Source organism: Pseudomonas viridiflava, from assembly GCF_001642795.1.
GTDB lineage: Bacteria > Pseudomonadota > Gammaproteobacteria > Pseudomonadales > Pseudomonadaceae > Aquipseudomonas > Aquipseudomonas viridiflava.
The window spans coordinates 115,902-138,658 of the sequence record NZ_LKEH01000017.1 but is presented as its reverse complement, the minus strand read 5'-3'; the positions used below and the strand labels follow the sequence as shown (position 1 = coordinate 138,658).

Annotated in this window: 22 protein-coding genes and 2 tRNA genes; 11 read left to right on the top strand and 13 right to left on the bottom strand. The window is 59.0% G+C overall.

Annotated features, from left to right (window positions below; all coding sequences use genetic code 11):
• Positions 1-52: 52 nt before the first annotated feature.
• On the bottom strand, positions 53-994 hold the full coding sequence (gene pbpG / locus AO065_RS01790; RefSeq protein ID WP_004884830.1) for a D-alanyl-D-alanine endopeptidase: 942 nt from the start codon (positions 992-994) through the stop codon (positions 53-55).
• Between the two features lie 252 nt (positions 995-1,246).
• Here pbpG and AO065_RS01785 point away from each other — a divergent pair, with 252 nt between their 5' ends.
• Complete coding sequence (locus AO065_RS01785; protein ID WP_004884831.1) at positions 1,247-1,807, top strand: hypothetical protein; 561 nt, start codon at positions 1,247-1,249, stop codon at positions 1,805-1,807.
• Positions 1,808-2,006: 199 nt separating this feature from the next.
• Here the strand turns inward: AO065_RS01785 and AO065_RS01780 are convergent, their stop codons facing one another.
• Together AO065_RS01780 and AO065_RS01775 are read right to left on the bottom strand one after the other, a co-directional pair.
• Positions 2,007-2,189: a hypothetical protein gene (locus AO065_RS01780; RefSeq protein WP_004884834.1), complete on the bottom strand. Its 183-nt coding sequence runs from the start codon at positions 2,187-2,189 to the stop codon at positions 2,007-2,009.
• A gap of 171 nt (positions 2,190-2,360) precedes the next feature.
• Positions 2,361-2,729 carry a hypothetical protein gene (locus AO065_RS01775; RefSeq protein ID WP_004884836.1) on the bottom strand — a complete coding sequence of 123 codons (369 nt, stop codon included), beginning with the start codon at positions 2,727-2,729 and terminating at the stop codon, positions 2,361-2,363.
• 224 nt (positions 2,730-2,953) lie between these two features.
• Here AO065_RS01775 and AO065_RS01770 point away from each other — a divergent pair, with 224 nt between their 5' ends.
• Positions 2,954-3,766, top strand: coding sequence for a shikimate 5-dehydrogenase (locus AO065_RS01770; protein ID WP_004884838.1), 813 nt, complete (start codon positions 2,954-2,956; stop codon positions 3,764-3,766).
• Between the two features lie 444 nt (positions 3,767-4,210).
• Here the strand turns inward: AO065_RS01770 and AO065_RS01765 are convergent, their stop codons facing one another.
• Positions 4,211-4,879, bottom strand: coding sequence for a YceH family protein (locus AO065_RS01765; RefSeq protein WP_004884849.1), 669 nt, complete (start codon positions 4,877-4,879; stop codon positions 4,211-4,213).
• Positions 4,880-5,023: 144 nt separating this feature from the next.
• Here AO065_RS01765 and AO065_RS01760 point away from each other — a divergent pair, with 144 nt between their 5' ends.
• Positions 5,024-5,533 (top strand): DUF1993 domain-containing protein, encoded by a 510-nt coding sequence (locus AO065_RS01760; protein ID WP_004884851.1) that lies wholly within the window; start codon positions 5,024-5,026, stop codon positions 5,531-5,533.
• 154 nt (positions 5,534-5,687) lie between these two features.
• Positions 5,688-6,839, top strand: coding sequence for an MFS transporter (locus tag AO065_RS01755; protein WP_004884852.1), 1,152 nt, complete (start codon positions 5,688-5,690; stop codon positions 6,837-6,839).
• Here AO065_RS01755 and nhaR read toward each other — a convergent pair.
• Positions 6,836-7,738 carry a transcriptional activator NhaR gene (gene nhaR / locus AO065_RS01750; RefSeq protein WP_004884853.1) on the bottom strand — a complete coding sequence of 301 codons (903 nt, stop codon included), beginning with the start codon at positions 7,736-7,738 and terminating at the stop codon, positions 6,836-6,838. The genes AO065_RS01755 and nhaR overlap by 4 nt on opposite strands.
• 132 nt (positions 7,739-7,870) lie before the next feature.
• Here nhaR and AO065_RS01745 point away from each other — a divergent pair, with 132 nt between their 5' ends.
• Both AO065_RS01745 and AO065_RS01740 read left to right on the top strand, forming a co-directional pair.
• Positions 7,871-8,113, top strand: coding sequence for a hypothetical protein (locus AO065_RS01745; RefSeq protein WP_004884855.1), 243 nt, complete (start codon positions 7,871-7,873; stop codon positions 8,111-8,113).
• A 38-nt stretch (positions 8,114-8,151) separates the two neighbouring features.
• On the top strand, positions 8,152-8,910 hold the full coding sequence (locus AO065_RS01740) for a TerC family protein (RefSeq protein ID WP_004884858.1): 759 nt from the start codon (positions 8,152-8,154) through the stop codon (positions 8,908-8,910).
• A gap of 90 nt (positions 8,911-9,000) precedes the next feature.
• On the opposite strand, the gene AO065_RS01735 is transcribed toward AO065_RS01740, so the two are convergent.
• Positions 9,001-9,180: a hypothetical protein gene (locus tag AO065_RS01735; RefSeq protein WP_004884859.1), complete on the bottom strand. Its 180-nt coding sequence runs from the start codon at positions 9,178-9,180 to the stop codon at positions 9,001-9,003.
• A gap of 314 nt (positions 9,181-9,494) precedes the next feature.
• On the opposite strand from AO065_RS01735, the gene AO065_RS01730 reads away from it, so the two are divergent.
• Entirely contained in the window at positions 9,495-10,097 is a 603-nt protein-coding gene (locus AO065_RS01730; protein WP_412778555.1) for a peptidase C39 family protein, read from the top strand.
• 55 nt (positions 10,098-10,152) lie between these two features.
• Here the strand turns inward: AO065_RS01730 and AO065_RS01725 are convergent, their stop codons facing one another.
• Positions 10,153-11,436: an NAD(P)/FAD-dependent oxidoreductase gene (locus AO065_RS01725; RefSeq protein ID WP_004884863.1), complete on the bottom strand. Its 1,284-nt coding sequence runs from the start codon at positions 11,434-11,436 to the stop codon at positions 10,153-10,155.
• Positions 11,437-11,604: 168 nt separating this feature from the next.
• Between AO065_RS01725 and AO065_RS01720 the strand changes: the two genes are divergently transcribed.
• Both AO065_RS01720 and AO065_RS01715 read left to right on the top strand, forming a co-directional pair.
• Positions 11,605-11,682, top strand: a tRNA-Val gene (locus AO065_RS01720).
• A gap of 154 nt (positions 11,683-11,836) precedes the next feature.
• Positions 11,837-11,914: transfer RNA gene (locus AO065_RS01715), tRNA-Val, on the top strand.
• 134 nt (positions 11,915-12,048) lie between these two features.
• On the opposite strand, the gene AO065_RS01710 is transcribed toward AO065_RS01715, so the two are convergent.
• The 3 genes from AO065_RS01710 to AO065_RS01700 form a co-directional block, all read right to left on the bottom strand.
• Positions 12,049-12,411, bottom strand: coding sequence for an NUDIX hydrolase (locus tag AO065_RS01710; RefSeq protein WP_004884871.1), 363 nt, complete (start codon positions 12,409-12,411; stop codon positions 12,049-12,051).
• A gap of 199 nt (positions 12,412-12,610) precedes the next feature.
• Positions 12,611-12,988, bottom strand: coding sequence for a hypothetical protein (locus tag AO065_RS01705; protein WP_004884873.1), 378 nt, complete (start codon positions 12,986-12,988; stop codon positions 12,611-12,613).
• 299 nt (positions 12,989-13,287) lie between these two features.
• Positions 13,288-14,352: an NAD(P)-dependent alcohol dehydrogenase gene (locus AO065_RS01700; protein ID WP_004884875.1), complete on the bottom strand. Its 1,065-nt coding sequence runs from the start codon at positions 14,350-14,352 to the stop codon at positions 13,288-13,290.
• 268 nt (positions 14,353-14,620) lie between these two features.
• On the opposite strand from AO065_RS01700, the gene AO065_RS01695 reads away from it, so the two are divergent.
• Positions 14,621-17,506 carry a bifunctional diguanylate cyclase/phosphodiesterase gene (locus AO065_RS01695; RefSeq protein WP_004884877.1) on the top strand — a complete coding sequence of 962 codons (2,886 nt, stop codon included), beginning with the start codon at positions 14,621-14,623 and terminating at the stop codon, positions 17,504-17,506.
• 172 nt (positions 17,507-17,678) lie between these two features.
• The gene (locus tag AO065_RS01690; protein ID WP_004884879.1) at positions 17,679-18,233 is read left to right on the top strand and encodes a hypothetical protein; all 555 of its coding nucleotides are present in this window, start codon (positions 17,679-17,681) and stop codon (positions 18,231-18,233) included.
• A 579-nt stretch (positions 18,234-18,812) separates the two neighbouring features.
• Here AO065_RS01690 and AO065_RS01685 read toward each other — a convergent pair.
• From AO065_RS01685 to AO065_RS01675, 3 genes are read right to left on the bottom strand one after another with little or no spacing between them, the layout of a single operon-like run.
• Positions 18,813-19,751 (bottom strand): carbohydrate kinase family protein, encoded by a 939-nt coding sequence (locus AO065_RS01685; protein WP_004884886.1) that lies wholly within the window; start codon positions 19,749-19,751, stop codon positions 18,813-18,815.
• Between the two features lie 24 nt (positions 19,752-19,775).
• Positions 19,776-21,257 carry a xylulokinase gene (xylB, locus tag AO065_RS01680; RefSeq protein WP_004884889.1) on the bottom strand — a complete coding sequence of 494 codons (1,482 nt, stop codon included), beginning with the start codon at positions 21,255-21,257 and terminating at the stop codon, positions 19,776-19,778.
• Between the two features lie 9 nt (positions 21,258-21,266).
• Positions 21,267-22,748, bottom strand: a complete 1,482-nt coding sequence (locus AO065_RS01675; RefSeq protein WP_004884891.1) for a mannitol dehydrogenase family protein — start codon at positions 22,746-22,748, stop codon at positions 21,267-21,269.
• Positions 22,749-22,757: the final 9 nt, after the last annotated feature.

The window sequence follows — 22,757 nt, the reverse complement described above, 5'->3', positions numbered from 1 at the left end:
GCAAAACGGCCGCGATGTCTGCACATCGCGGCCGTTTTTTAACCCGATTCGATCAGTCCCGAGCCTGAATGCCGGTCTGTTTCATGACCAGATTCTTTTCTTTCTTGTACTGCAACGCCACTTCCGGCGCCGGACCACTCTGGCCGGTTTCCATCCACTTGCGCAGGCGGCTGGCGTCGGCAAAGTGCGTGTACTTGCCGAACGCATCCAGAATGACCACTGACACCGGGCGGTTGGCCATGGTCGTCAACAGCACCAGGCAGTGACCTGCCTGGTTGGTGAAGCCGGTCTTGGTCAGCTTGATGTCCCAGTTTTCCTTGCGAACCAGGTGATCGGTGTTGTTGAACACCAGGCTGTAGGCCGGTTTGCGGAAGGTCACTGTCTTGGTTTCGGTGGTGCTCAGTTCGCTCAGCATCGGGTATTTGCGCGCTGCCATGACCAGTTTGGTCAGGTCACGGGCGGTCGACACGTTGTAGACCGACAGGCCGGTGGGTTCGACATAGGCGGTGTGCTTCATGCCAAGCGCCTTGGCCTTGGCATTCATCGCCAGGATGAAGGCCGGATAGCCGCCCGGATAGCTGTGCGCCAGACTGGCAGCCGCGCGGTTTTCCGAAGACATCAGGGTGATCAGCAGCATGTCCCGACGATTCATTTCGCTGCCCAGCTTGACGCGGGAGAATACGCCCTTCATTTCCGGTGTCTGGGAAATATTGACCGGAATGACTTCGTCCATCGATTGTTTGGCATCCAGCACCACCATCGCGGTCATCAATTTGGTGACAGAAGCGATGGGTACGATCACGTCAGGGTTACTGGAATACAGGACCTTGTCGGTTTGCAGGTCGATCACCATGGCGCTGCCGGAGGCCAGGTGCAGGTTGGAGGGATCACGATTTAGAGCGGCGGTTTCGTTCGCCAGGATGGAAGTGGAAAATGCCGAACCCGTAAGTACACATAATAGGCCCAGAACAGACAGACGAATTTTCAAGAACAAGGCTCACTCGATAAGGTGCGTAGAAAGAAAGGAACAGGCTGGAACCCGGCATTTTATGAGTACGCTTTCACTTATGTCGATGGGAGTCGTAGGGCGTTTCGTCAATAAAATCGGAAAACAGCGCTTCGTTAAGTTGCGGTTAAGTAGGAAAAGTGTTCAAAACGCTCTGCGTCTTGAATATTCGTGGTGCTGCAAGCCTGCACCGATTAGCATTCCCAGCCATCGAAGGTCATGGGTTCAAGGAGTCGCGTAATGCTCAAGGGGTTTATCGGCAAGGATTACGTTGTACTGGTAATCGCCGCATCACTGGTTGCCGTGCTGCTGTTGCTGGCCGGCTTTTTTACCCGTCCTTCGGATTGGGCAGGCTGGATGCAGGCCATTGCCCTGATCGTTGGCATGATGGTGGCGATTGCCGTTCCGGCCATTCAGCGCAGGCAGGAAGCGGTTGTGACCAACAAGCAGCTGCGTGACCGTGAGACAGGCTACGCACGGCGTATGCAATACCTGTGCGGGGAGCTGAGTGAATTGCACGGGCGCATCAACCTGAATCTTGCGCATCTGCGCGCCAGTGACCGCCATAGCCTCAAGTTCACGCTGCAGGATTTTCTGCATCGCCTGTTCGAGTCCCACAAACAGGACCTGAACGACGACCGCGTGGTGCTGGCCTATGAACTGCGTCAGGTAGCCAATGACCTGATCGACGAGCTGGACAGCGGTCGCAATGATCGTGTGGTGTTCATGGCACTGGAAAAGCGCCTGCAGAAGCTGACCCATCGTTGCCAGGTGAATGCGGCGATGGCCGAGCGGACGTGATTATGACGTTCGAGCAGGCGGTTAACGCATGACGTGCTCAATAGCGAGTTTTCGTGGGTCCAGTGTTTACTGCGAAACAGCGCTATGTCGTGTTCCCCGTAATTGCTGATATTTCCCAATAAAAAAACCGCATCAAACGATGCGGTCAAGGGAGAGTGCGGAGCAACGCACGAAGTACGGTGAGCAACCGGGCAGGGCGTCAGCTGTGCAGGACGCGGCTTTTCAGTTCCTCGGAAAAAGCCTGGGCGACAGGCAGGGAAGCGAAGGGGCCGCTGACCGGTTCACCGTCCTGGATCAGGTACCAGCACGCCAGCAGACCGCGCTCTCTGAGCGGAGCCGGGACTGCGCTGCCTACCACCGACATGATTTGAACGTTGTTCATAGCGACCTCCATCTGTTCATGAGGCTACTGTACGGTCTGATTCCGGCAGGCAGAAATCGACGCTCTCAATAGTCGTCATTGACGGGAACGAGGGTTGAACACGTTGCAGTGCGGGGCAGGGGTATGCGCAAGAAATGAAAAACCCGCCAATGAAGGCGGGTTTTTGTGCTGTTACCAGCGGCCGTGCGGGCCGTAGCCCTGGTAATAACCTGGAGGCGGGCCGTCATAACGACGGTAGTAGCGTGGCGGCGGAGCCGGATAACGCTCTACAACTTCATACGCCGGCTGGTAGTAGACCACTGGCGGCGGAGGTGGCGGCGCGTAATAGACCTGCTGCACGGGCGGCTGGTAGTAAACCGGCTGACGCTCGACATAGACCGTTCTGTCACGGCTGGAAGATACCGCTGCGCCCACCACGGCCGCGCCAACCAGCGCACCTACCACGGCTGGGCCACCCCAGCCACGATGATCGGCGTTCGCCTGACCTGCAAGGGCCAACGCACCTATAAACAAGGCAATCTTGGGGATTTGACGAATCATGAGTGTTCCTCGCTTTCAACCCGTTGTCGCGGGCCTGCATTAAGCTCAAGCACTGCCACGGGATAACTCTAAGACATCGAATTTGTAAAAAACTGCGAAATCGTTGAGTAAATTTTATGTAAGGTGTTTTCCGATCCGCAATGCCGGTCAACTTCATTCGGGTCAGCCAGGCGCAGTGTACGCCTGGCGTAGAGATTTAATCCAATACCGTTCGGGAGAAAAACATGGCCATTACTGCCAACCGGGACACGTTATTGTGCATGTCCATGGCGGCGCGTCCGGGAAACTTCGGCGTGCGTTTCCATAACCATCTATATGAACAGTTGGGCCTCAATTATTACTACAAGACCTTCGCGCCCAATGACCTGAAGGCCGCGGTAGCAGGCATTCGTGCGCTAGGCATCCGTGGCAGCGCCGTTTCCATGCCGTTCAAGGAAGACTGCATTGCGCTGGTGGACGAGCTGGATGCGTCGGCCGCGGCGATCCAGTCGATCAACACCATCGTCAATACCGACGGCCATCTGAAAGCTTTCAACACCGATTACATTGCCGTCGCGCAACTGATGCAAAGCCACGCAGTGCCGCATACACCGTTTGCCCTGCGCGGCAGTGGCGGCATGGCAAAGGCGGTTGCCTTCGCGCTGCGTGATGCGGGCTTTACCGACGGTTTGATTGTGGCGCGCAACGAGCAGGCCGGGAAACGTCTGGCTCAAGCCTGCGGCTTTCGCTGGCAGTCCGGGTTGGGCGATGAACGTCCTGAATTGCTGGTCAATGTCACTCCGCTTGGCATGATCGGCCCGCAGTCTGACGAGCTGGCGTTCGATGAGGCGGCTATCAGTGCTGCGCAGACGGTTTTCGATGTGGTCGCCACGCCTGCGGACACCCCGTTGATCCAGACCGCCCGACGTCTCGGTAAAAAGGTCATCAGCGGAGACGAGGTGGCTGCGATTCAGGCGTTGGAGCAGTTCGTGCTGTACACCGGCGTTCGCCCGACCGACGAGCAGTACCAAAAGGCAGCGGCCTTCGCCCGAGGCTGAACCCTCATCGTGATATACAAGTCTGGAAGACGCGCAAAACGGAGCCAAAACGTAAGTATCCGAGTGAATGCATACCCTGTGGGAGGCGGCTTGCCGACGATGGCGTCAGTTCAGTCACTGACAGGTCGCTTCAGAAAAGCATCGCCGGCAAGCCGCCTCCCACAGTAGTCCGTGGTGCAGTAAGACTTGGGTGCATGGGCATGATAGGCGTGCTTGAGACCACTCTGATCGTTCCTACGCTCTGCGTGGGAATGCCTCCCAGGACGCTCTGCGTCCGCGCTCGAATGTGGCGCAGATGTGTGCTCAAGCTCCAGCGCCATCATGCGTCCGGCTCACAGGATCCGCAATCTGTGCCATTTGCGACGCGGAGCGTCACGGGAGGCATGCCCACGCGGAGCGATGGGCACGATCAGGGTGAGGCGGACTGGTGTATCCGCCGACCGGTCAGTTCTGCTCGAGTCTGGCCAGCCGCTCTTCCAGAGCGGCCACGCGGGCTTCGAGTTCTTCGATACGCTCGTTCGACGCAGCAGTGGCTGTGCTGCGTTCCGGTGCGTTCTGGCGCTGGGCGAGCAGCGCCTGCAGGTCTTCAGGATTACCCAGCGCGTGCATGTAACGGTCCTCGCGCTGGCCTGCCTGACGCGGTATCAAGGTCGCCAGACCTCTGGCGATCAGCCGCTCGAGTTGATGAACGACCTGCTCGGCGTCTTCGAAATCATGCATGCGATTACTGCGTGTGAGCAGCTCATTGACGGTCTGCGGGCCTCGCAACAACAGCAGTCCGGTCAGGATGACTTGCGCAGGCACCAGTTCCAGACCCTTGTCTACCTTGTGCTCCCAGCGGTCGGCGCGGCTGCCCATCACCAGCCGCGTCAAGCCCTGGCCTTCCAAAGCGCGCAGGCTCTGTCCAACCTGGCCCTGAGTCAGGTTCATGACCGGGTCGCGGCTGGTCTTCTGGTTGCAGGCCAGCACCAATGCATTGAGGGTCAGCGGGTAGGTCTCGGGATTGGTCGCCTGCTTTTCGATCAGGCAGCCCAGAATGCGCACTTCGGTACTGCTGAGCTGCAACGTCTCGGCAGTGTCGGATACTTCGGTCGAGGAGGGTTCGGTGGACATGGACGCTTCCCTGAGTAATGACGGTGGATCAGACTATGAGCTGTTGCAGCATTTTGCCAGCGCATCCGCACGTGCGCCGAAAAGACTGACGGCCTTTCGCGTCAGGCAGGTCTATAATTGCGCCTTTCTCAATCAGGATATGTCATGTCTATTTCCCTGTATGCCGCTTCGATTCCTGTCTTCCAGCAAATGCTCAATGCGTTGAGCGACGTTCTGACCAAGGCTGAAGCCCACGCGACCGAGAAGAAAATCCAGCCGCCAGCGCTGCTGCAGGCTCGTCTGTTCCCGGACATGCTGCCGTTTACCCGTCAGGTGCAGATCGCGGTGGACTTTGCCAAGGGTGCCTCCGCGCGTCTGGCAGGTGTCGAGATTCCGCAGTATGACGACACTGAAACCAGCTTTGCCGAATTGCAGGCTTTGCTGGCCAAAACACTCGAATTCATCGGCAGCATCAAGCCCGAGCAGGTCGATGGCAATGAAGGCATCGAAATCGTGCTGCGTCCCGGCACCGAGAAAGAGCGCCGCCTGAACGGCCAGGCGTACCTGCTGAGCTACGCCTTGCCGCAGTTCTTCTTCCACGTGACCACCGCTTATGACCTGCTTCGCCACAATGGCGTCGAGATCGGCAAGCGCGATTTCATGGGCAAGTTCTAACGTTGTCGATGTAAACCGGATCTTCGTGGGGGTCGTTGCATGCGCATGCCGCAGGTGAATGCCCCACGCTCGCTTCAACCTCGTTTCTGTTTTTGATGATCTCAAATGAAGGCCCATCCAGTGGATGGGCCTTCATCGTTGTTCTGGAGTTTTGATGTTACTGCCCATTCTGCTGTTGTCAGCCGCCGGGTTTACCGTGCTGACCACAGAGTTCGTCATCGTCGGCCTTTTGCCTGCCATGGCGCGTGATCTTCACGTCACGGTGCCGCAGGCCGGTCTGCTGGTGACCCTGTTTGCCTTTACCGTCGCCGCTTTCGGCCCGTTCCTGACGGCGTACTGCTCGCGCTTCAGCCGCAAGCGCCTGTTTGTCGGCATCCTGATTCTATTCGGGCTTTCGAATGCGTTGGCCGCCCTGGCACCCAACATCGCGGTGATGGGCGTTGCCCGATTGATCCCGGCGCTGGGGCTGCCGGTGTTCTGGGCATTGGCCAGTGAAACGGCGGTGGACATCGTCGGTCCGCAGTTCGCGGGCAGGGCGATTGCCCGGATCGGTTTCGGGATCGTCTGTGCCACGGTGTTCGGCATTCCTGTCGGTACGCTGATTTCCGATGCGTTCGGCTGGCGCACGGCATTTGCAGCCCTGTCGGTGCTGGCCTTTGCCAAAGCGCTGTTGCTGACGGTTTACCTTCCCAGCGTCGTCAAAAAAGAGCCTGTCTCTATTCTCGGCCAGTTCGGCATCCTGCGCAGTCCTTTGATGCAGGGCCACGTGTTGCTGTCCATACTGGTCTTCAGCGGCATGTTCACGGCCTACACCTATCTGGCCGACATGCTCGAACGTCTGGCCGGTTTTGACGGCACACTGGTCGGCTGGTGCCTGATGGGCTTCGGCGCGGTCGGCTTGCTCGGCAACTCGTTGGGCGGACGCATGGTGGATCGCCATCCTCTGATCGCCAGTCTAGTGTTTTGCGCATTCATGGTGGTGGGCATGGTGGCGGTGGTGCCGAGTATCCATTCCTGGTTCGCTCTGGCACTTGCGCTGGCGGTATGGGGCATCACTCAGGCCGCGCTGTTCCTGGTCAGCCATGTGCGTCTGATCAAAGCGGCACCCCAGGCCCCGGCTTTCGCTGCATCGCTGAACATCGCCGGTGCCAATCTGGGCATCGGGATCGGAGCGGTTATCGGCGGGAGGGTGATCGATCACCTTGGGCTCGGCAGGCTGGGCTTCGCCGCAGCCGGCATTATCGTTCTGGCGATACTGCTGGCCTGGGTTCTGATGAAAAGCAAACCGACCCCCGTCGCGGCCTAAACGCTGTCAGTGAACAGCTGGTTACGGGCACCCTCGGCAATGGCAACCACGCCGGGGTGCCTGACCTTGCGTTCTACCGTAATCGCGTAGAACGATTCGGTCACCGCGTCGGTCTGGCCGATGATCTCCACGCCATACTGACTCTGCACCTCGTCAGCAATCACGCTGGGCGCCACGAATACGCCGCTGCCTGATTTTCCGAAAGCCTTCATCAAGGCGCTGTCATCGAACTCGCCCACAATGCGCGGCTGGATTTTCAATTCGGCGAACCAGCGCATCAGGCGTCCCCGCACTACGGTTTCCTGACCCGGTATGAGCAATGGAGCGCCGTGCATGCACTGCGGAAAGTCGTCCCCGATGCGTTCGGCCACTTCCTGGGTTGCGAAAAAACTGACACCGCACTCGCCCAGTTTCTGACTATGCCCCTTGATGTCCAGATGAGGCGGCATCGGGCTGTCGGAAATCACCAGATCCAGACGCTGAACCGCAAGGTCGGCCAGCAGGCGTTCGAGCTTGTCCTCCCGACAGGTGATGCGTATCGATCCGTCGAGGTCCATGGTGGGCGCAAGCAGGTGGTAGACAATGGATTTGGGCACCACGTCGGCGACGCCAATCCGAAACAGCAGTTGTTGTTCGTCAGGGTTTGAACTCAGCAAGGCTTCAAGCTCATTGCCCAGTTGAAACATCTGCTCGGCATACGGCAGGGCCATGCGGCCCGCTTCGGTCATTTCCAGCTGCCGACCCACGCGCTGGAAAAGATCCACGCCCAGGGTCGACTCCAGCAGGCTGATCTGGCCGCTGACGGTTTGCGGTGTGAGGTTCAGTTGTTCGCAGGCACGGACAATGCTGCCGGTCTTGGCCACGACCCAGAAGTAGTGAAGCTGACGGTAATTGAGCATGTCCATTCCCGATTCGTTAAAACCGAAGTATATCGCTTATAAAATCGAATTTTCCTGATGTTTCAGCTTCCCTAGAATGCCTTTCCAACGCCGGACCCAAAGCATCGTCCGGCCTTGCCTATCGAGGGACACATGAAAAAATCATTTTACGCTGTACTTTTGACCGGTTCGCTGTTGGTAATGGCCGGGTGCGATCAGATTGAGTCGTCCTCCAAGCAGATGTTGAATACGGCGGCCGATTCAGCCAAAAAGGCAATCGACGACACTCATCAGGCAGCGAGCAAGGCTGTGGAAGAGGCCAAGCGGGAACTTTCGGTGCTGGAGCCGACACCAAGCCCGGCTGAACCAGAAAGTAAGTCCGGTAAAGAAATCTAACATTCGTTCAACTATTGGCTCAGGCAGGGCAGTGATCTATGGAATACCTATTGGAACTCGCGACCAGTCCGGCTGCGTGGATTGCGCTGGCGACGCTGGTCGTGATGGAAGTCGTACTGGGTATCGATAACCTGATCTTCATTTCGATCATTACCAACAAGCTGCCGGAACATCAGCGCGAAAAGGCGAGGAAGCTGGGCATCGGCATGGCGCTGGTCATGCGCCTGGGCCTGCTGAGCACCGTGGCGTACATCGTGCAGTTGACCGAGCCTGTGTTTGAAATGTTTGGTCAGGCCTTCTCGTGGAAGGACATGATCCTGATCGCCGGTGGTCTGTTCCTGGTCTGGAAAGCGACCACGGAAATCCATCACAGCATGGACGTGAAGACCGAGGAAGAGAAAACCTTGAGCAACGCCGTGGCGCTGACCATGGGTAGCGCGATCGTTCAGATCCTGATGCTGGACCTGGTGTTCTCCATCGACAGCATCATTACCGCTGTGGGCATGACCGAGCACTTGCCGATCATGATCATCGCTGTCGTGAGTGCCGTGGTCGTGATGCTGGTTGCCGCCAACCCGCTGGCGAAGTTCATCAACGACAACCCGACCGTGGTCATGTTGGCGCTGGGCTTCCTGATCATGATTGGTATGACGCTGATCGCCGAGGGCTTCGGTGCCCATGTTCCGAAGGGCTACATCTACGCCGCGATGACGTTCTCGGCAGCGATTGAAGGCCTGAACATGATGGTGCGCAAGGCCAAGCGCAAAAAGGCTGCACGTCTGGCTTCCAACGCCTGATCGCACGTCGCATGAAAAAACGGTCGGCCCGAGTCATCGGGTCGACCGTTTTGCATTTCAGGGCCTGCCAGAATCGCTTGCAAGCCCGATTCAGTGCGCAGCGGCATGACCGGTTTTCGGCGACCGGTCCAGCTTCAAGCGCTTGGGCGAAGGCGGGGTGACAGTGTGTGGATGATGACGGCGGGACACGCGCATCACACCCCACAACATGGCCGTAGCCACCGCAAGCCACGAGGCGACCAGCATCACGATTGTCAATTCCAGGCTCATAAGTGCCTCCACGTTTCCTGCTTTTGTGTTGCATTCCTGATAACTGACAGTCTAGTACCGGGCATGTTGCGATTAATTGACCAATGGCGTTTTGGTATGACCGTTTCGATCTATTGCCGTCGCATCACTGCGCGCAAAGGCTATACCCGGTCTCTCACGGGCTCTATCATCAGCGTTCAGATCGAGTGGTGATTGCTCGATGTCAGTTGAAGTGAGTGAACATGTTGCCGTTACGCATTCTTTCAAGCGCTGTCCGTTCCAGGGGTTCATTGCTGCTGGCTGCACTGATTCTGTGTCTGTCAGGCTGCTCCTCGATGGTCACACCGCAGATCAAGAGCCTGCCTGATCGTGTGGAGCTCAACTCGGTGCCGTTCTTCCGTGGCAACGCGTATCAGAGCGGGCCGGGTGCGCTGGCGAGCATGCTTGCCAATCAGCAGGTACAGACCACGCCAGGTCTGTTGGACAAGCCTCTGCAGCTGCCGGGCGCCGAAGATCGTCTGGAGCAGAACATGCCCCGCGTCGCCCGCGAGTACGGCTTCATGGTGTATCCGCTGGATCACGACCTGCAGGCGTTGCTCGTTCAGGTGTCGGCTGGCTATCCGGTGATGCTGCGGTTTTCCCAGGGCTCGGCATTCTGGAAAGCGCCACGCTATGCTGTTCTGGTGGGCTACAACCGGGTGAAAGAAACCGTCCTGCTCAGCGCGGGCATAGACCGGCGCTACACCATGAGTTTCAGCAGTTTCGACTCGGCCTGGAAAAACGCCGGCAGTTGGGCGGTATTGATCCAGTCGCCACGCCAGCTGCCTGCGCAAGTCGATGCGCAGCGCTGGTTGAAGGCGGCCGCCGACCTGTCGCAGGCCGGGCAGGAACAGGCGGCAGGTGAGGCGACCCGAACGCTGAATCGCGCCGTTAAATGAAATAGACAGCCTGAATGAAAACGGCGCCCTGTAAGGCGCCGTTTTTCATGAACCGTCAGAAGCCCAGTCGATCACGCAGGCTGTAGTACCACGCACCCAGCGCAGTCATGGGCGTGCGCAGCAACTGTCCGCCGGGGAATGGGTAGTGCGGCAGGTCGGCGAACGCATCGAAACGTTCGGCCTGACCGCGCAGCGCCTCGGCCAGTACCTTGCCCGCCAGGTGGGTGTAAGTGACCCCATGGCCGCTGCAACCCTGTGAATAATAGATGTTGTCGCCCAGCCGTCCGACCTGAGGCAGGCGGGACAGGGTCAGCAGGAAATTACCGGTCCACGCGTAGTCGATCTTCACGTCCTTGAGCTGCGGGAACGCCTTGAGCATCTTCGGGCGGATAATGGCTTCGATGTTGGCCGGATCCCTCGCGCCATACACCACGCCGCCGCCGAAGATCAGGCGCTTGTCGGCGCTCAGGCGGTAGTAGTCCAGCAGGTAATTGCAGTCTTCTACGCAATAGTCCTGTGGCAGCAACGTCCTGGCGAGTTCTTCGTCCAGCGGTTCGGTAGTGATCACCTGAGTGCCGCACGGCATGGATTTGGCTGCCAGCTCCGGGACCAGATTACCCAGATAGGCATTGCCCGCGACGATAATGAATTTGGCGCGGACCTTTCCCTGTGCGGTATGCACCACAGGATTCGCGCCACGCTCGATGCGAATCGCGGCGGATTGCTCATAGATCGTTCCGCCCAGCGTTTCCACCGCAGCCGCTTCGCCCAACGCCAGGTTCAGCGGGTGAATGTGGCCGCCGCTCATGTCCAGCAGGCCGCCAATGTATTGCTCGCAATTCACCACTTCATTGATGCGGCGTTGATCCATCAGCTCCAGCTGCGAATGGCCGTAGCGTTCCCACAGCCGTTTCTGCGCTTCAAGGTGAGCCATCTGCTTGCCTGTCAGCGCGGCAAACACACCGCCATCCTTCAGGTCGCACTGGATGCCGTAGCGTGAGACGCGATCACGAATGATCGCCGCGCCTTCGAACGCCATCTGCCCCAACAACTGAGCCTGTCGCGGACCGACCGTGCGTTCGATCACGTCGATGTCACGGCTGTAGCTGTTGACGATCTGTCCGCCGTTGCGACCCGACGCGCCGAACCCGACCTTCGCCGCCTCAAGTACGGTCACTTTGAAACCGTTCTCCAGCAGAAACAGCGCGCTGGAGAGTCCCGTGTAACCAGCACCGATGATGCACACATCGGTCTCGACCTCGCCTTGCAGGGCGGGGCGTTCAGGCACCGGATTGGCCGACGCGGCGTAATAGGACTGCGGATAAGGCGTGTTGGCCATCCTGAAGCTCCGTTTAATATTCTTGACGAGTGTGCCGATCCTACCCGAGATGGAAACGCTCTGCCAGCGTAAGGCGAAAAGACCTTTCATTTCGTTCTTGGCAAAAACATCGTTAATTCATAGGGTTAGCGGTAAAAACTGATTGACATGAAGATTAAAGCCGGTAGGATGCACNGTAGCTCAGTTGGTTAGAGCACCACCTTGACATGGTGGGGGTCGTTGGTTCGAGTCCAATCGCGCCTACCAGACAAAATCCGCTCTGCTGGGCGGTAATGAGAAGGGCGACCCGAGAGGGTCGCCCTTTTTTCGTTTCCCAGCGCAATCGGCCCAGTCAAATAATCCGCATATTCAGAGAGTTACTGCAAAAAAAGCCATTGACACCCATCTGAATATCCGTAGAATGCCGNGTAGCTCAGTTGGTTAGAGCACCACCTTGACATGGTGGGGGTCGTTGGTTCGAGTCCAATCGCGCCTACCAAACAAAATCCGCTCTGCTGGGCGGTAACGAAAAGGGCGATCCGAAAGGGTCGCCCTTTTTTGTGTGCGCGTTTTCCGAGATGGGCAAGGGCTTGCCTTCAATGCGCCAGCCGCTGGGCGCATTGAAGGCTGCGTTCACCCTTGTCGGGCAAATGATTTGACGATGGACTTGGTGGCCGGGCTCGCCTTCAGGTCGCTGACGTTCTTGGGGGCGAGCCATTTGCAGGCGGCTATCTCGTTCTGGGGTTTGGCTTCACTGGAGTCGGGCACCAGAGTGATGAACACATGATGGGTCACCCGGTCTTTTTCATATTCGGCCAAATAACGCAGCTCCAGGTTTTCCAGGCCTGTTTCTTCATTCAGCTCACGCACCGCTGCCTGTGCAGGGGTTTCTCCGGGCTCGACCTTGCCGCCCGGCAAGGCCCATTTGGATTTCGGTTTGCGCACGTAGAGGATCTGTCCGTCTCGCTTGCAGATGACTGTCGCTCGTTCTTTCATATCCGTTCACCTTTAAGCGTCCCTCACCATCAATATCTGCAAGGACTTCATGAACTTGAGACCGGCAAGCAGCAAGTGGTAGTCACTAAATTGTAATAAAAAGTTCATTTATGTGAATGGAGCACAATCAGTGCCATGAATTAAGCGTAGTTGAAGAGGGGCCGATCGCCCGAGTCATTGAGTTCTCGGCCCCTTGGCTTCAGTGATGCCTGGCGAGACCTCGTGTAGCGATATGCTGCGACAGCTTTTGATAGGTCCTGTCGTCTGCGGCTGCGAGTATTTTTCTGCCGTCCTTGAACGTCGTCAGAAACGTTATTTCCTTTTCCTCGCCGGCCAGCATGACGCCTGCTGCCGCGCCTACAGGCCCGAGCACCAGCGCGCCCGCGAGACCGTAGCCGATAGCGCCGTCGATTTTTTTACTGGATGCCTGGCTGGCCATTTCGACTGACTTGATGTCGTTGTGCTTGAAGCTGATACCCGGCCACGGGAAGAGGGGAGTTACGAGAGTGATGGTGCCAGCACGGTATTCCCCATCACCTTGAAGAAAATCACCCGCTAAAATCTTGATATTAGCCATGTGTCATTCTCCGTCCATTGAGTTGGCGCGTTTCAATCGAGCAACTATTTCGCGCCCCAAAAAAGTGCGTGTCAACGCTCTGGGGACGAGCTGCACAGGGTCAGAAGACGAAAGGTTCGACGGCGTTCGTCTTGGCTCCACGGTGCTGGAAATAGTATGCGTGAACAAATGGCGTGCACGAATTTGCGCCGTCAGGCCGAGGCCTGTCACGAGGGCGGACAAGACCGCACGTTATGGTTTGCATCGGGTTGACAGCAGTGGTCTGGCTGGCATGTCGCCAGTCAGACCGCCATTCAGGATCAGGCTGCAGCAGCTTCCTGTTTGAGGGTTGCCATATCAATCACAAAACGATACTTCACGTCACCCTTGAGCATCCGCTCGTAGGCTTCGTTGATGTCCTGCATGGCTATTTCTTCGATATCGGACACGATGTTGTGTTTGGCACAGAAGTCCAGCATCTCCTGGGTTTCCTGAATGCCACCAATCAACGAGCCTGCCAGGCTGCGGCGTTTGAAGATCAGGTTGAATACCGCAGGTGAAGGATGGGGCTCGGCTGGCGCGCCGACCAGTGTCATGGTGCCGTCGCGCTTGAGCAGGGACAGGAAGGCGTCCAGGTCATGAGGCGCTGCAACGGTATTGAGGATGAAATCCAGGCTGTTGATGTGGGCGGCCATCTCATCCGGGTCTTTTGAAACCACGACTTCGTCTGCACCCAGACGCAGGCCGTCTTCGCGTTTTTTGGGTGACGTGGTGAACAGCACCACATGAGCACCCATGGCGTGGGCAATCTTTACGCCCATGTGACCCAGACCGCCCAGGCCCACGATTCCGACCTTCTTGCCTGGACCGACCTTCCAGTGATTCAGCGGCGAGTAGGTGGTGATGCCCGCACACAGCAGCGGTGCAACGGCTGCCAGATTCTGGTCGGGCGCGATGCGCAGCACGAACTTCTCTTTGACGACGATTTTGTCCGAGTAGCCGCCGAAGGTGTTCTCACCGCCGAAGACGGGTCCGTTGTAAGTGCCGGTGAAGCCTTTTTCGCAGTACTGCTCTTCATGCTCTTCGCAGGATTGACATGCCTGGCAACTGTCGACCATGCAGCCGACGCCCGCCAGATCACCTACCTTGAATTTGGTGACATTGGCACCCACGGCAGTCACCTTGCCGACGATCTCATGGCCTGGTACCGATGGATAAAGCGTGTTGTGCCATTCGTTGCGCGCAGTGTGCAGGTCAGAGTGGCAGACGCCGCAGTACAGGATGTCGATCTGAACATCGTCGGCGCCCGGAGCGCGTCGTTCGAATTGATAAGGTGCGAGCTTGTCGGTGGCAGCCTGGGCTGCATAGCTGTAAGTCTTGATCATTGCGATCACCTGTCCAGTATGTGTTTGGCGAAGAAAGCGCAGGCCAGCATAGTGCGCAAAAGACGATGTTGCCTGCTGCGGGAACACTCTCTGACCCGAAAAACCATGAAATAGTGCCGCGCTCACAGCGATGTTCGGCGCGCCCAGCATGCCGACTTGCAGGTACAATCCTTGCATCACAATTGCTGCTTTAATGTGACAGCGCACTGCCAACTCTGGCCGGAAGCGTCAATTATATTCGCCGTCGGTTTCTGGATCTGGTGTTGACATGACTGTACCCCCTTTGGCCTCCTGCCTGCGCCAGACCAACGACAGCGTCGCTCCCGGCGATACGCTGCGCGACCGTCGTGACCGGCTGTCCAGTCATCAGGCCATCGATGAGTTAATGGCTGTGGCACGCCAACAGGTCCCCGGCGTGCCCTGGGCGTTCTATGTGGCGGGCGAGCAGAAGCGTCTGCTGGGGCAGGGCGCGCTTCATTACGATTGGCCAGAGCACATTCCCGTTGGCCGATTTGAGTCGTTCTGTAACGAAGGTCAGGTACATCGGTGGGCGACAGGCCGGGGTGAAGAGGCGCTGGGCTGGCTGCTTGCACCGCTGGCCGAACAGCACAAACCGGAACTTGCAGATCTCGCGGTCAGACTGGGCTCTCTGTTGCAGAGCGCTGCACTGGTCAGGGCGCAGAGCACCCAGCGCGCGCTGTACGAGATCAGCCTGCTGGCCAGCTCGACCCACGAGCGAGGCACGCTGCTGCAAGGGATTCACCAGCAGCTTGGTACGCTGATCGACGCCGAGAATTTCTACCTGGCGCTGTACGACAGCCAGTCCGGCAAGATCACCTATCCCTATTACATCGACCGTTTCGACGATGAGGCGATGGCCCCGGAAACCTTCGAATACCTTGAACCCGCCAATATTTCCATGACCGGCTATGTGCTGACCCAGGGGCAGTCCATGTTTCTCGATGCGGCGGGCATCGAAGAGGCAGAAGCGGCTGGCCGTTTCAGGTGCAGAGGGCGTCGTCCGGAGTTCTGGATGGGCGCGCCGCTGAAAAACGCGTCGGATGAAGTATTCGGCATGGTCGCCATGCAAGTCTACGATGTGTCCCGTGTCTACAGCGTTCAGGACCGGGCGCTGTTTTCAGTGGTCTCGCGGCATGTGGCCATGGCAATGGACCGGCTGTTGCACCGCGCCCACCTTGAACAGACCGTGCTGTTACGCACCCAGCAACTGTCCGCCGCCAACGATGCCTTACGTCTGGAAGTGGCCGAGCGCGAGCGTGCCGAGCACCTGCAAAGTGCGCTGTTTCAGATTGCCGAACTGTCCAGCCGTCCCGGAGACATGAACGAGCTGTTCCAGAGCCTGCACATGATCGTGGGTGAACTGCTGGTGGCGCTCAACTTTTACATCGCGCTCTATGACAAAGCCACGGGTGAGGTCACCTTTCCCTATTACATTGACGAGCGTTTGACGCAGTCACCTGCGCCCCGGCGTGGTCAACGCGGATTCACCGAATATGTCATTCGCCAGCGCCGTCCATGCCTGATCGACAGCAAAGACGCGCTCAGGCTCGAAGCTGCGGGCGAGATTGAAGTACAGAACCAGACCAACCGATCGACCTCCTGGCTGGGTATTCCGCTGTTCGAGGCGGAGGAGGTGCGGGGTGTTCTGGCCGTCCAGAGCTATTCTCGCCACGTCAGCTACACCTTGCGCGATCAGGACCTGCTGACCTTCGTTTCCCGGCATATTGATACGGCCCTCTCGCGCCGCAGCGCTGCCGAGGCGATTCATACCGCCAACCTGCGTCTGGAGGCGCGGGTGCTCGACCGGACTCGCGAACTGGATCAGCTCAATGCAAGGCTTCAGCACGAAAACGCTCATGACTCACTGACCGGTTTGCCCAACCGCAGCCATTTGCAGCAACGATTGCAGTTGGCCTGGGAGGAGTTCTGCGGCCGGGGGCGTGCGCTGGTGGTGATGTTCATCGACCTGGATCGCTTCAAGATCGTCAACGACAGCCTCGGGCATCATTGTGGCGATCTGTTGCTGATTCAGGCGGCCCAGCGTCTACGCAGTTGCATGCGCGTGGGTGACCTGCTGGCCCGCCTGGGCGGCGACGAGTTCGCCGTACTGGGGATTGGCGCGCGATTGAGCACGGGGGTCGGGATCGCTCAACGGATTCTCACGGCGTTCGAGTCGCCCTTTGTGATTGACGAACACACGGTCTTCACCTCCTGCAGTATCGGCGTCGTCGGGGCTGACGGTGAGTTCCACAAGGAGCCTGCTGATCTGTTGCGCGATGCCGACACGGCAATGTACACAGTGAAGAACGGCGGACGTGATGGCTGTGCAGTTTTCAACCAGGCACTGCGCCGTCAGGTCTCGGATCAGATGGATCAGGAAGGCGCGTTGCGGACCGCGCTGAAACGCACTGATCAGCTCATTCCCTATTTCCAGCCCATCACCTGCCTGGAAACCGGCAGGCTGCTGGCGCTGGAGGCGTTGATTCGCTGGCGTCAGCCTGACGGGCAGGTGCTGACGCCCGAGTGCTTCCTGCCCGCGCTGGAGGGCCTGAGGTTGATTGGCCGTCTCGACCTGTACATGCTCAGGCAGGTCATCGCGATTCTGGCCGATCCGGCCAACGCACACTTGCCTCCAGTCCATGTGAACTGCTCCAGCTACAGCATTACCCGACCGGCTTTCGCAGGCGAAGTGCTTTCCATGCTGGTCGAGTCCGGCGTGTCTCCGGCCAGATTGTGCCTTGAGCTCACTGAAGGCGCGCTGGTGGCAGATCCCGAACAGGCGCGTCTGTCCATGAAGCAGCTGGCCGACCAGGGCATGTCAGTGGTGCTGGATGACTTCGGTGCCGGGTTTTCTTCTCTCAGCTATGTGCACCAGTACCATTTCAGCGGGTTGAAGATCGACAAGTCGTTCATCTTCGAACTGACCACCAGTGACCGAAGCCGCGCCATCGTGCGGGCGATTGTACGGATGGCAGAGTCGCTGGACCTGACCGTCGTCGCCGAAGGCGTGGAGGACCGTCAGACGCTGGAACTGCTGCGCGAGATGGGCGCGGGGCAGGCGCAAGGCTACTACCTCGCAGGCCCGCTGCCGCTGGAACAGTTGCAGATCGCTCAGGGCCAGACGACCCATTGACGGCAACACGTTGCCGCGTTTGACGTGATTTGGAAGCGCTGGCGGGTAAACGTCATCTTTCTGCCGCTGCCTTTAGTCGCCATGCCATAGGAATCATGGGTTTAGGGTGATCTCGGTAGTTGGCACCGCTCTTGCTGGTGTACAAGCGCATCACGTCATCAGGAGGTGAAAGATGATTATTGGCAACAGTGGGCTCGAACAGCTGGTTTCCCATGCTGTTGGAGCCATAGGGCGCAAGACGCTGGGCGAGGTGTCGCAGGATTCGTTCGGTGCGATGGCCGCAGCGGGCCTTGGCAACGGGGCGTTTCCGGTCACCTCGCAAACCGCCAACGCTGCGTCCACGGATGACGCGCAGAGCAACAGTGGCTACAACGAATCGTTTGCACGGATGATGGTCAATCTCAAGAGCGGGGCGGATACGTCGCTTTCCGAGAAGACCGCTGATCGCGATAACGGCGTCACCGGCGCGAATGCTGCCAGTGTCGGCGCTGCCGATGGCGCTGCGACGGGGGTCCAGAAATTCATGGACACCCTGAAGCAGACGGCTGAAGAGAAAGTGCGGGAAAAACTGACTGGCATCACCCAGCAGCAATACACCGCGATGAAGCCTGAGGATCAACTGACGATCGACCAGAAAGTCCAGGACGCCCTCAAGGACAAGCAGAACGATGTTGCGGATGACATCAATACGCGCATCCGGGGCATCAAGGCCGGTTTGTTGGCCTGACATCCCGATAGGTTGCACCCATGATTTCGCGAGCCGGCTCGCTTTCACGTACACGTGAGAGCAAGTTGACTCGCGATTTTTTTTGCCTGGGTTTTGGGCGTTCAGGTAGTTGCGCGTGAAACCGGGACGCGGAGCGTCCTGAGAGACGTGACTGAANGCCCATCGCTCCGCGTGGGCATGCCTCCCGTGACGCTCCGCGTCACAAATGGCACAGACTGAGGACTCAGTCAGCCGAGCGAATGACGTGGATAACGCTGGAGCTTGGGCACACATCTGCGCCACATTCGNCGGACGCGGAGCGTCCTGGGAGGCATTCCCACGCGGAGCGTAGGAACGATCAGCGTGATCTCAAGCACGCCTCCCACGGGTACGTATTCAGTCAGACACTTTTGTTTGGGCCCCGTTTGAGCGCCTTCCAGGCTGGTGTATAACGATGAGCGCAGAGTGGGAACGATCTGTATCGGGGGGGACTGAAACTGATCGTGCCAATGCTCCGCGTTGGCATGCCGCCCGGGACGCTCTGCGTCCCATTGGGTCTGATCATCTGGACGTTTCGGTTGATACCTTGGTCGTCCCCACTCAGCGCAACTGTTCCCGATAGGGCAGGTCCGGCCCGACCCGTGTGCAGGTCAGCGCCGCTGCACTCGCTGCAAAATCAAGCATCTGGTCCAGCATGTCCTTCGTAAGCTCCGACAGCGCCTTTGGCGTATCCAGCTGGCGTTCGGTCAGGAACGTCAGGAGTGCTGCCTGGAATGTATCGCCTGCGCCCACGGTGTCCACCGTCACGACGTTCTTTGCCGGGATCGACCAGGTGCCGTGCTCGCGGGTGAAGATGCTTGCGCCCTGCGTGCCACGGGTCACGATCACCATGTGCGTGTGCCGGTTCAGCCAGCCTTTTGCAATGGTTTCGGGGTCGCGGTCGGGATACAGCAGGTGCAGGTCTTCATCGCTGACCTTGATCATGTGCGCATGCTCGGCGAATGCCGCAATCTGGGAGCGCCAGCGCTGGATATCCGGTGCCGGATTGAGGCGCACGTTCGGGTCCAGGGAAATCAGGCGTTTGCCGCTTTCCCGGGCCACGAGGGCCAGCAGCGTATCGGCAATCGGCTGCACCACCAGTGAGAACGAGCCGACATGAATACCCCGTACCTTGTCGTCGAGTCTGGGCAAATGTTCCAGGCGTAACTGGCGATCGGCGCAACCGTCGCCTCTGAAACTGTAGGTGGGCGAACCGTCGGCCCCGACCGCGACCATGGCCAGCGTGGTAGGCGCGTCGAATTCAATCAGATGCTCGGCACTGACCTGTTCGTCATCGAGCACTGCGCGCAGGCGGCGACCCAGGTAATCCGTCGACAGACCGGCAAACAGGGCAGATTCCACACCCAGTCTGCGCAGGCCGATGGCAACGTTGAAGGGTGAGCCGCCGGCGATGGCGTCAAACCCCAGCTTATTGAGCGCGCTGCCAGTGTCGGCGCGGGTGAAAATATCGAACAGGGCTTCGCCGCAAACCAGAAACATAGGTGCTCCGTGAAAAAGGCAGGTTCAAACTGCTCGTAATTGATCTTGGTAGTGCTGGTAGACCTGTTGATAGGCGACGACGTTCTGCGCAATCGGTCGTGTCTCGCTGGCAGCGTCCAAGCTCACGCAACGCTCGCACAGGTCCTGCAGGCTGTCGGGTTGACCCTTGGCCGTCGACCAGCACCACGCTGCCTGAATCGCCGCGCCCAGCGCAGCGGCTTCTGCCAAGCGTGTGCAGACCACTGGCGTATCCATGATGTCGGCCACGATCTGCCGCCATACCGGACTTTTCGAGCCACCGCCGATCAGGCGGATGCTCTCGCTTTTGATGCCGCTGGCGCGCAGCAGATCAAGCCCGTAGCGCAGGCCGAACGTCGTGCCTTCCACCACCGCCCGACACAGGTTGGCCTGACTCAGATTCGTGCTGTCCAGACCGAGAATGCTGCCGGTGGCATCGGGCAGGGCGGGGACGCGTTCGCCGTTCAGGAACGGCAGCATCAGCACGCCTTCAGCGCCGATCGGTGCGCTGGCAACGGCCGTATTGAACGCCGCGATGTCCAGCGCAAACAGCTCGCGGATGGCCGTCGTGGCGTTGGTCAGGTTCATGGTGCAGATCAGCGGCAGCCAGCCGCCGGACGACGAGCAGAAGGTCGCAACCGAGCCGTGCTCGCTGACCGCAGGCTGATCGGCGAACGCGTACACCGTGCCGGAGGAACCCAGGCTCATGGTGATCAACCCCGGCTGGATATTGCCGGTGCCAATCGCCCCCATCATGTTGTCACCGCCGCCGCTGGACACCAGGGCCTGCGGGTTCAGATCCAGCAGTTGGGCAATCTCGGGCCGCAATGTGCCAACCGCCTGTTCAGCGTCCAGCAACTGCGGCAGTGCCTTTTCAAGGCGTCCGCTCGGGTCGATATGGGCCAGCAACGGCAAATCCCATTCGCGCGTGCGCACATTGAAATAACCGGTGCCCGAGGCGTCGCCGTAGTCGGTGCAGCAGCGGCCGGTCAGCCAGTAGTTCAGGTAGTCGTGGGGCAGCAGGATCCTGTCAATCTGCTCGAACAGTTCCGGGTGTTGCTCCTTGGTCCACAACAGCTTTGACACCGTGTAGCCCGGCGCGATGACCAGTCCCAGGCGCTCCAGTGAGCCTTTTTCGCCGCCCAGATGGTCCAGCAGACGTTGATTTTCCGGAGCGCTTTCAGTGTCACACCAAAGCTTGGCCGGGCGCAGCACCTGGCCCTGCGCGTCGAGTAGGACTAAGCCGTGCTGCTGTCCGGAGATGCCGATGCCCTTCACATCCTGTCCTGAAACACCGGACTGAGCGAGCGCTTCGCCGACCGCGTGCTGCAAGGCTGTGAGCCATTGCTGGACGTCCTGCTCGCGACGTCCGTGATGATCTCTGATCAGGCTGTGGGGTGCCGAGCCTTCGCCCAGCACGCGACCTGTCTGTGTATCGAGCAGCAAGGCTTTGGTGCCTTGGGTGCCGCAATCGATTCCAAGAAACATGGGTGTCCCTCAGAGGCTCTTGGCCAGTAGTTTTTCCAGGGTACCGCTGACGCCCAGCGTGCGCAGATCGGCCAGGTTCTGCTCGAACGCCGCCACGAAAGGTGCAGACTGCGCAATAGCCAGGCCGAAGATTTCCTCGACCTGCAGCAGACGTTCGGTGATCAATGCATCGTCGGCGACCAGGCCTTTGCAGAAATCGGCGCGTGGGTCAGGAATGCTGTAAACCGCACCGTTTTCATCCTTGCCCTTGAGGTACAAGGCCCAGGCGGCGACCACCAGCGATGCCCGCTCCAGATTGCCCTGATCGACGATCAACCGGTTGATCGTCGGAATCGTGAATTTCGGGAATTTCGACGAGCCATCCGAGCAGACCCGCTCCAACTGGTCGGCAATCGCCTGATTGGAGAAACGCTCGATCAGCGTGTCCTTGTAGCCTTCCAGATCGATGCCGGGCACCGATGCCAGTTGCGGCGTGACGTCGAGGTCCATGTAGGCGCGGATGTAACGCACGAACAGGGGATCGTTCATGGTCTCGTGTACGAAACGATAGCCCTTGAGAAAGCCCAGATAGGTCAGGGCCAGATGGCTGCCGTTGAGCAGCTTGATCTTCATTTCCTCGTAAGGCGTCACGTCATCGGTGAACTGCACGCCGACCTTTTCCCAGGCTGGCCTGCCGTTGACGAACTTGTCTTCCAGCACCCATTGCACGAACGGTTCGCAGACCACCGGCCAGGCGTCGTCAATGTGCTTCTCGTCGGCCAGCTTCAATCGGTGCGCGGCGCTGGTCATTGGCGTGATGCGGTCAACCATCGCGTTGGGAAAGCTGACGTTGTCAGCAATCCAGTCGTGCAGATCGGCGTCGCGCTGGGCGGCGAAGGCCAGCAGCGCCTTGCGTGTGACCGCGCCGTTGTGCGGCAGGTTATCGCAGGACATCAGCGTGAACGCAGGCGTGCCTTCGGCGCGGCGGCGGGCGAGTGCGGCGCACAGGAAGCCGAACACGGTTTTCGGCGTGGCGGGATTGGCAAGGTCATGCTGAATCTGCGGCAGGTGGGTCATGAACTGACCGTTGCTGTCGTCGATGCAGTAGCCGCCTTCGGTGATCGTCAGCGACACGATACGGATGTCCGGGCTGGCCAGTTTGTCGATCAGCGCCTGCGGACTGTCCTCGGCCAGCAGCATGCCGCTGATCGACGCGATGACGCGTGTCTTGGTGTCCGGCGTGTCGCCCAGTTCATAGAGTGTGTACAGGTAATCCTGCTGCGCGAGGGCGTCGCGCACCGCGCGGTCATCGGGACGCAGCCCGACACCGCAGATGCTCCAGTCCAGACCTTCGCCGGTGTTCATCAGCGCATCGGTGTAAAACGCCTGATGGGCGCGGTGGAAACCGCCGACCCCGATGTGCGCGATGCCCTGACGGGTGTCAGTCGCGGAATAGGCCGGTACGTCGATGTCGGCGCCCAGGCGCGACAGGTTCTGTTTTTTCAATTTCATGACAGGACT

Bases quoted from the DNA above. Each gene is read 5' to 3' on its own strand.
- AO065_RS01725 (WP_004884863.1), bottom strand. From the start codon at position 11,436: ATGGCCAACACGCCTTATCCGCAGTCCTATTACGCCGCGTCGGCCAAT.
- AO065_RS01765 (WP_004884849.1), bottom strand. From the start codon at position 4,879: ATGTCCACCGAACCCTCCTCGACCGAAGTATCCGACACTGCCGAGACG.
- AO065_RS01755 (WP_004884852.1), top strand. From the start codon at position 5,688: ATGTTACTGCCCATTCTGCTGTTGTCAGCCGCCGGGTTTACCGTGCTG.
- AO065_RS01735 (WP_004884859.1), bottom strand. From the start codon at position 9,180: ATGAGCCTGGAATTGACAATCGTGATGCTGGTCGCCTCGTGGCTTGCG.
- AO065_RS01780 (WP_004884834.1), bottom strand. From the start codon at position 2,189: ATGAACAACGTTCAAATCATGTCGGTGGTAGGCAGCGCAGTCCCGGCT.
- AO065_RS01770 (WP_004884838.1), top strand. From the start codon at position 2,954: ATGGCCATTACTGCCAACCGGGACACGTTATTGTGCATGTCCATGGCG.
- AO065_RS01675 (WP_004884891.1), bottom strand. From the start codon at position 22,748: ATGAAATTGAAAAAACAGAACCTGTCGCGCCTGGGCGCCGACATCGAC.
- AO065_RS01730 (WP_412778555.1), top strand. From the start codon at position 9,495: ATGGTCACACCGCAGATCAAGAGCCTGCCTGATCGTGTGGAGCTCAAC.
- AO065_RS01740 (WP_004884858.1), top strand. From the start codon at position 8,152: ATGGAATACCTATTGGAACTCGCGACCAGTCCGGCTGCGTGGATTGCG.
- nhaR (WP_004884853.1), bottom strand. From the start codon at position 7,738: ATGCTCAATTACCGTCAGCTTCACTACTTCTGGGTCGTGGCCAAGACC.
- xylB (WP_004884889.1), bottom strand. From the start codon at position 21,257: ATGTTTCTTGGAATCGATTGCGGCACCCAAGGCACCAAAGCCTTGCTG.
- AO065_RS01775 (WP_004884836.1), bottom strand. From the start codon at position 2,729: ATGATTCGTCAAATCCCCAAGATTGCCTTGTTTATAGGTGCGTTGGCC.
- AO065_RS01695 (WP_004884877.1), top strand. From the start codon at position 14,621: ATGACTGTACCCCCTTTGGCCTCCTGCCTGCGCCAGACCAACGACAGC.
- AO065_RS01785 (WP_004884831.1), top strand. From the start codon at position 1,247: ATGCTCAAGGGGTTTATCGGCAAGGATTACGTTGTACTGGTAATCGCC.
- AO065_RS01710 (WP_004884871.1), bottom strand. From the start codon at position 12,411: ATGAAAGAACGAGCGACAGTCATCTGCAAGCGAGACGGACAGATCCTC.
- AO065_RS01760 (WP_004884851.1), top strand. From the start codon at position 5,024: ATGTCTATTTCCCTGTATGCCGCTTCGATTCCTGTCTTCCAGCAAATG.
- AO065_RS01700 (WP_004884875.1), bottom strand. From the start codon at position 14,352: ATGATCAAGACTTACAGCTATGCAGCCCAGGCTGCCACCGACAAGCTC.
- AO065_RS01705 (WP_004884873.1), bottom strand. From the start codon at position 12,988: ATGGCTAATATCAAGATTTTAGCGGGTGATTTTCTTCAAGGTGATGGG.
- AO065_RS01685 (WP_004884886.1), bottom strand. From the start codon at position 19,751: ATGTTTCTGGTTTGCGGCGAAGCCCTGTTCGATATTTTCACCCGCGCC.
- AO065_RS01745 (WP_004884855.1), top strand. From the start codon at position 7,871: ATGAAAAAATCATTTTACGCTGTACTTTTGACCGGTTCGCTGTTGGTA.
- AO065_RS01690 (WP_004884879.1), top strand. From the start codon at position 17,679: ATGATTATTGGCAACAGTGGGCTCGAACAGCTGGTTTCCCATGCTGTT.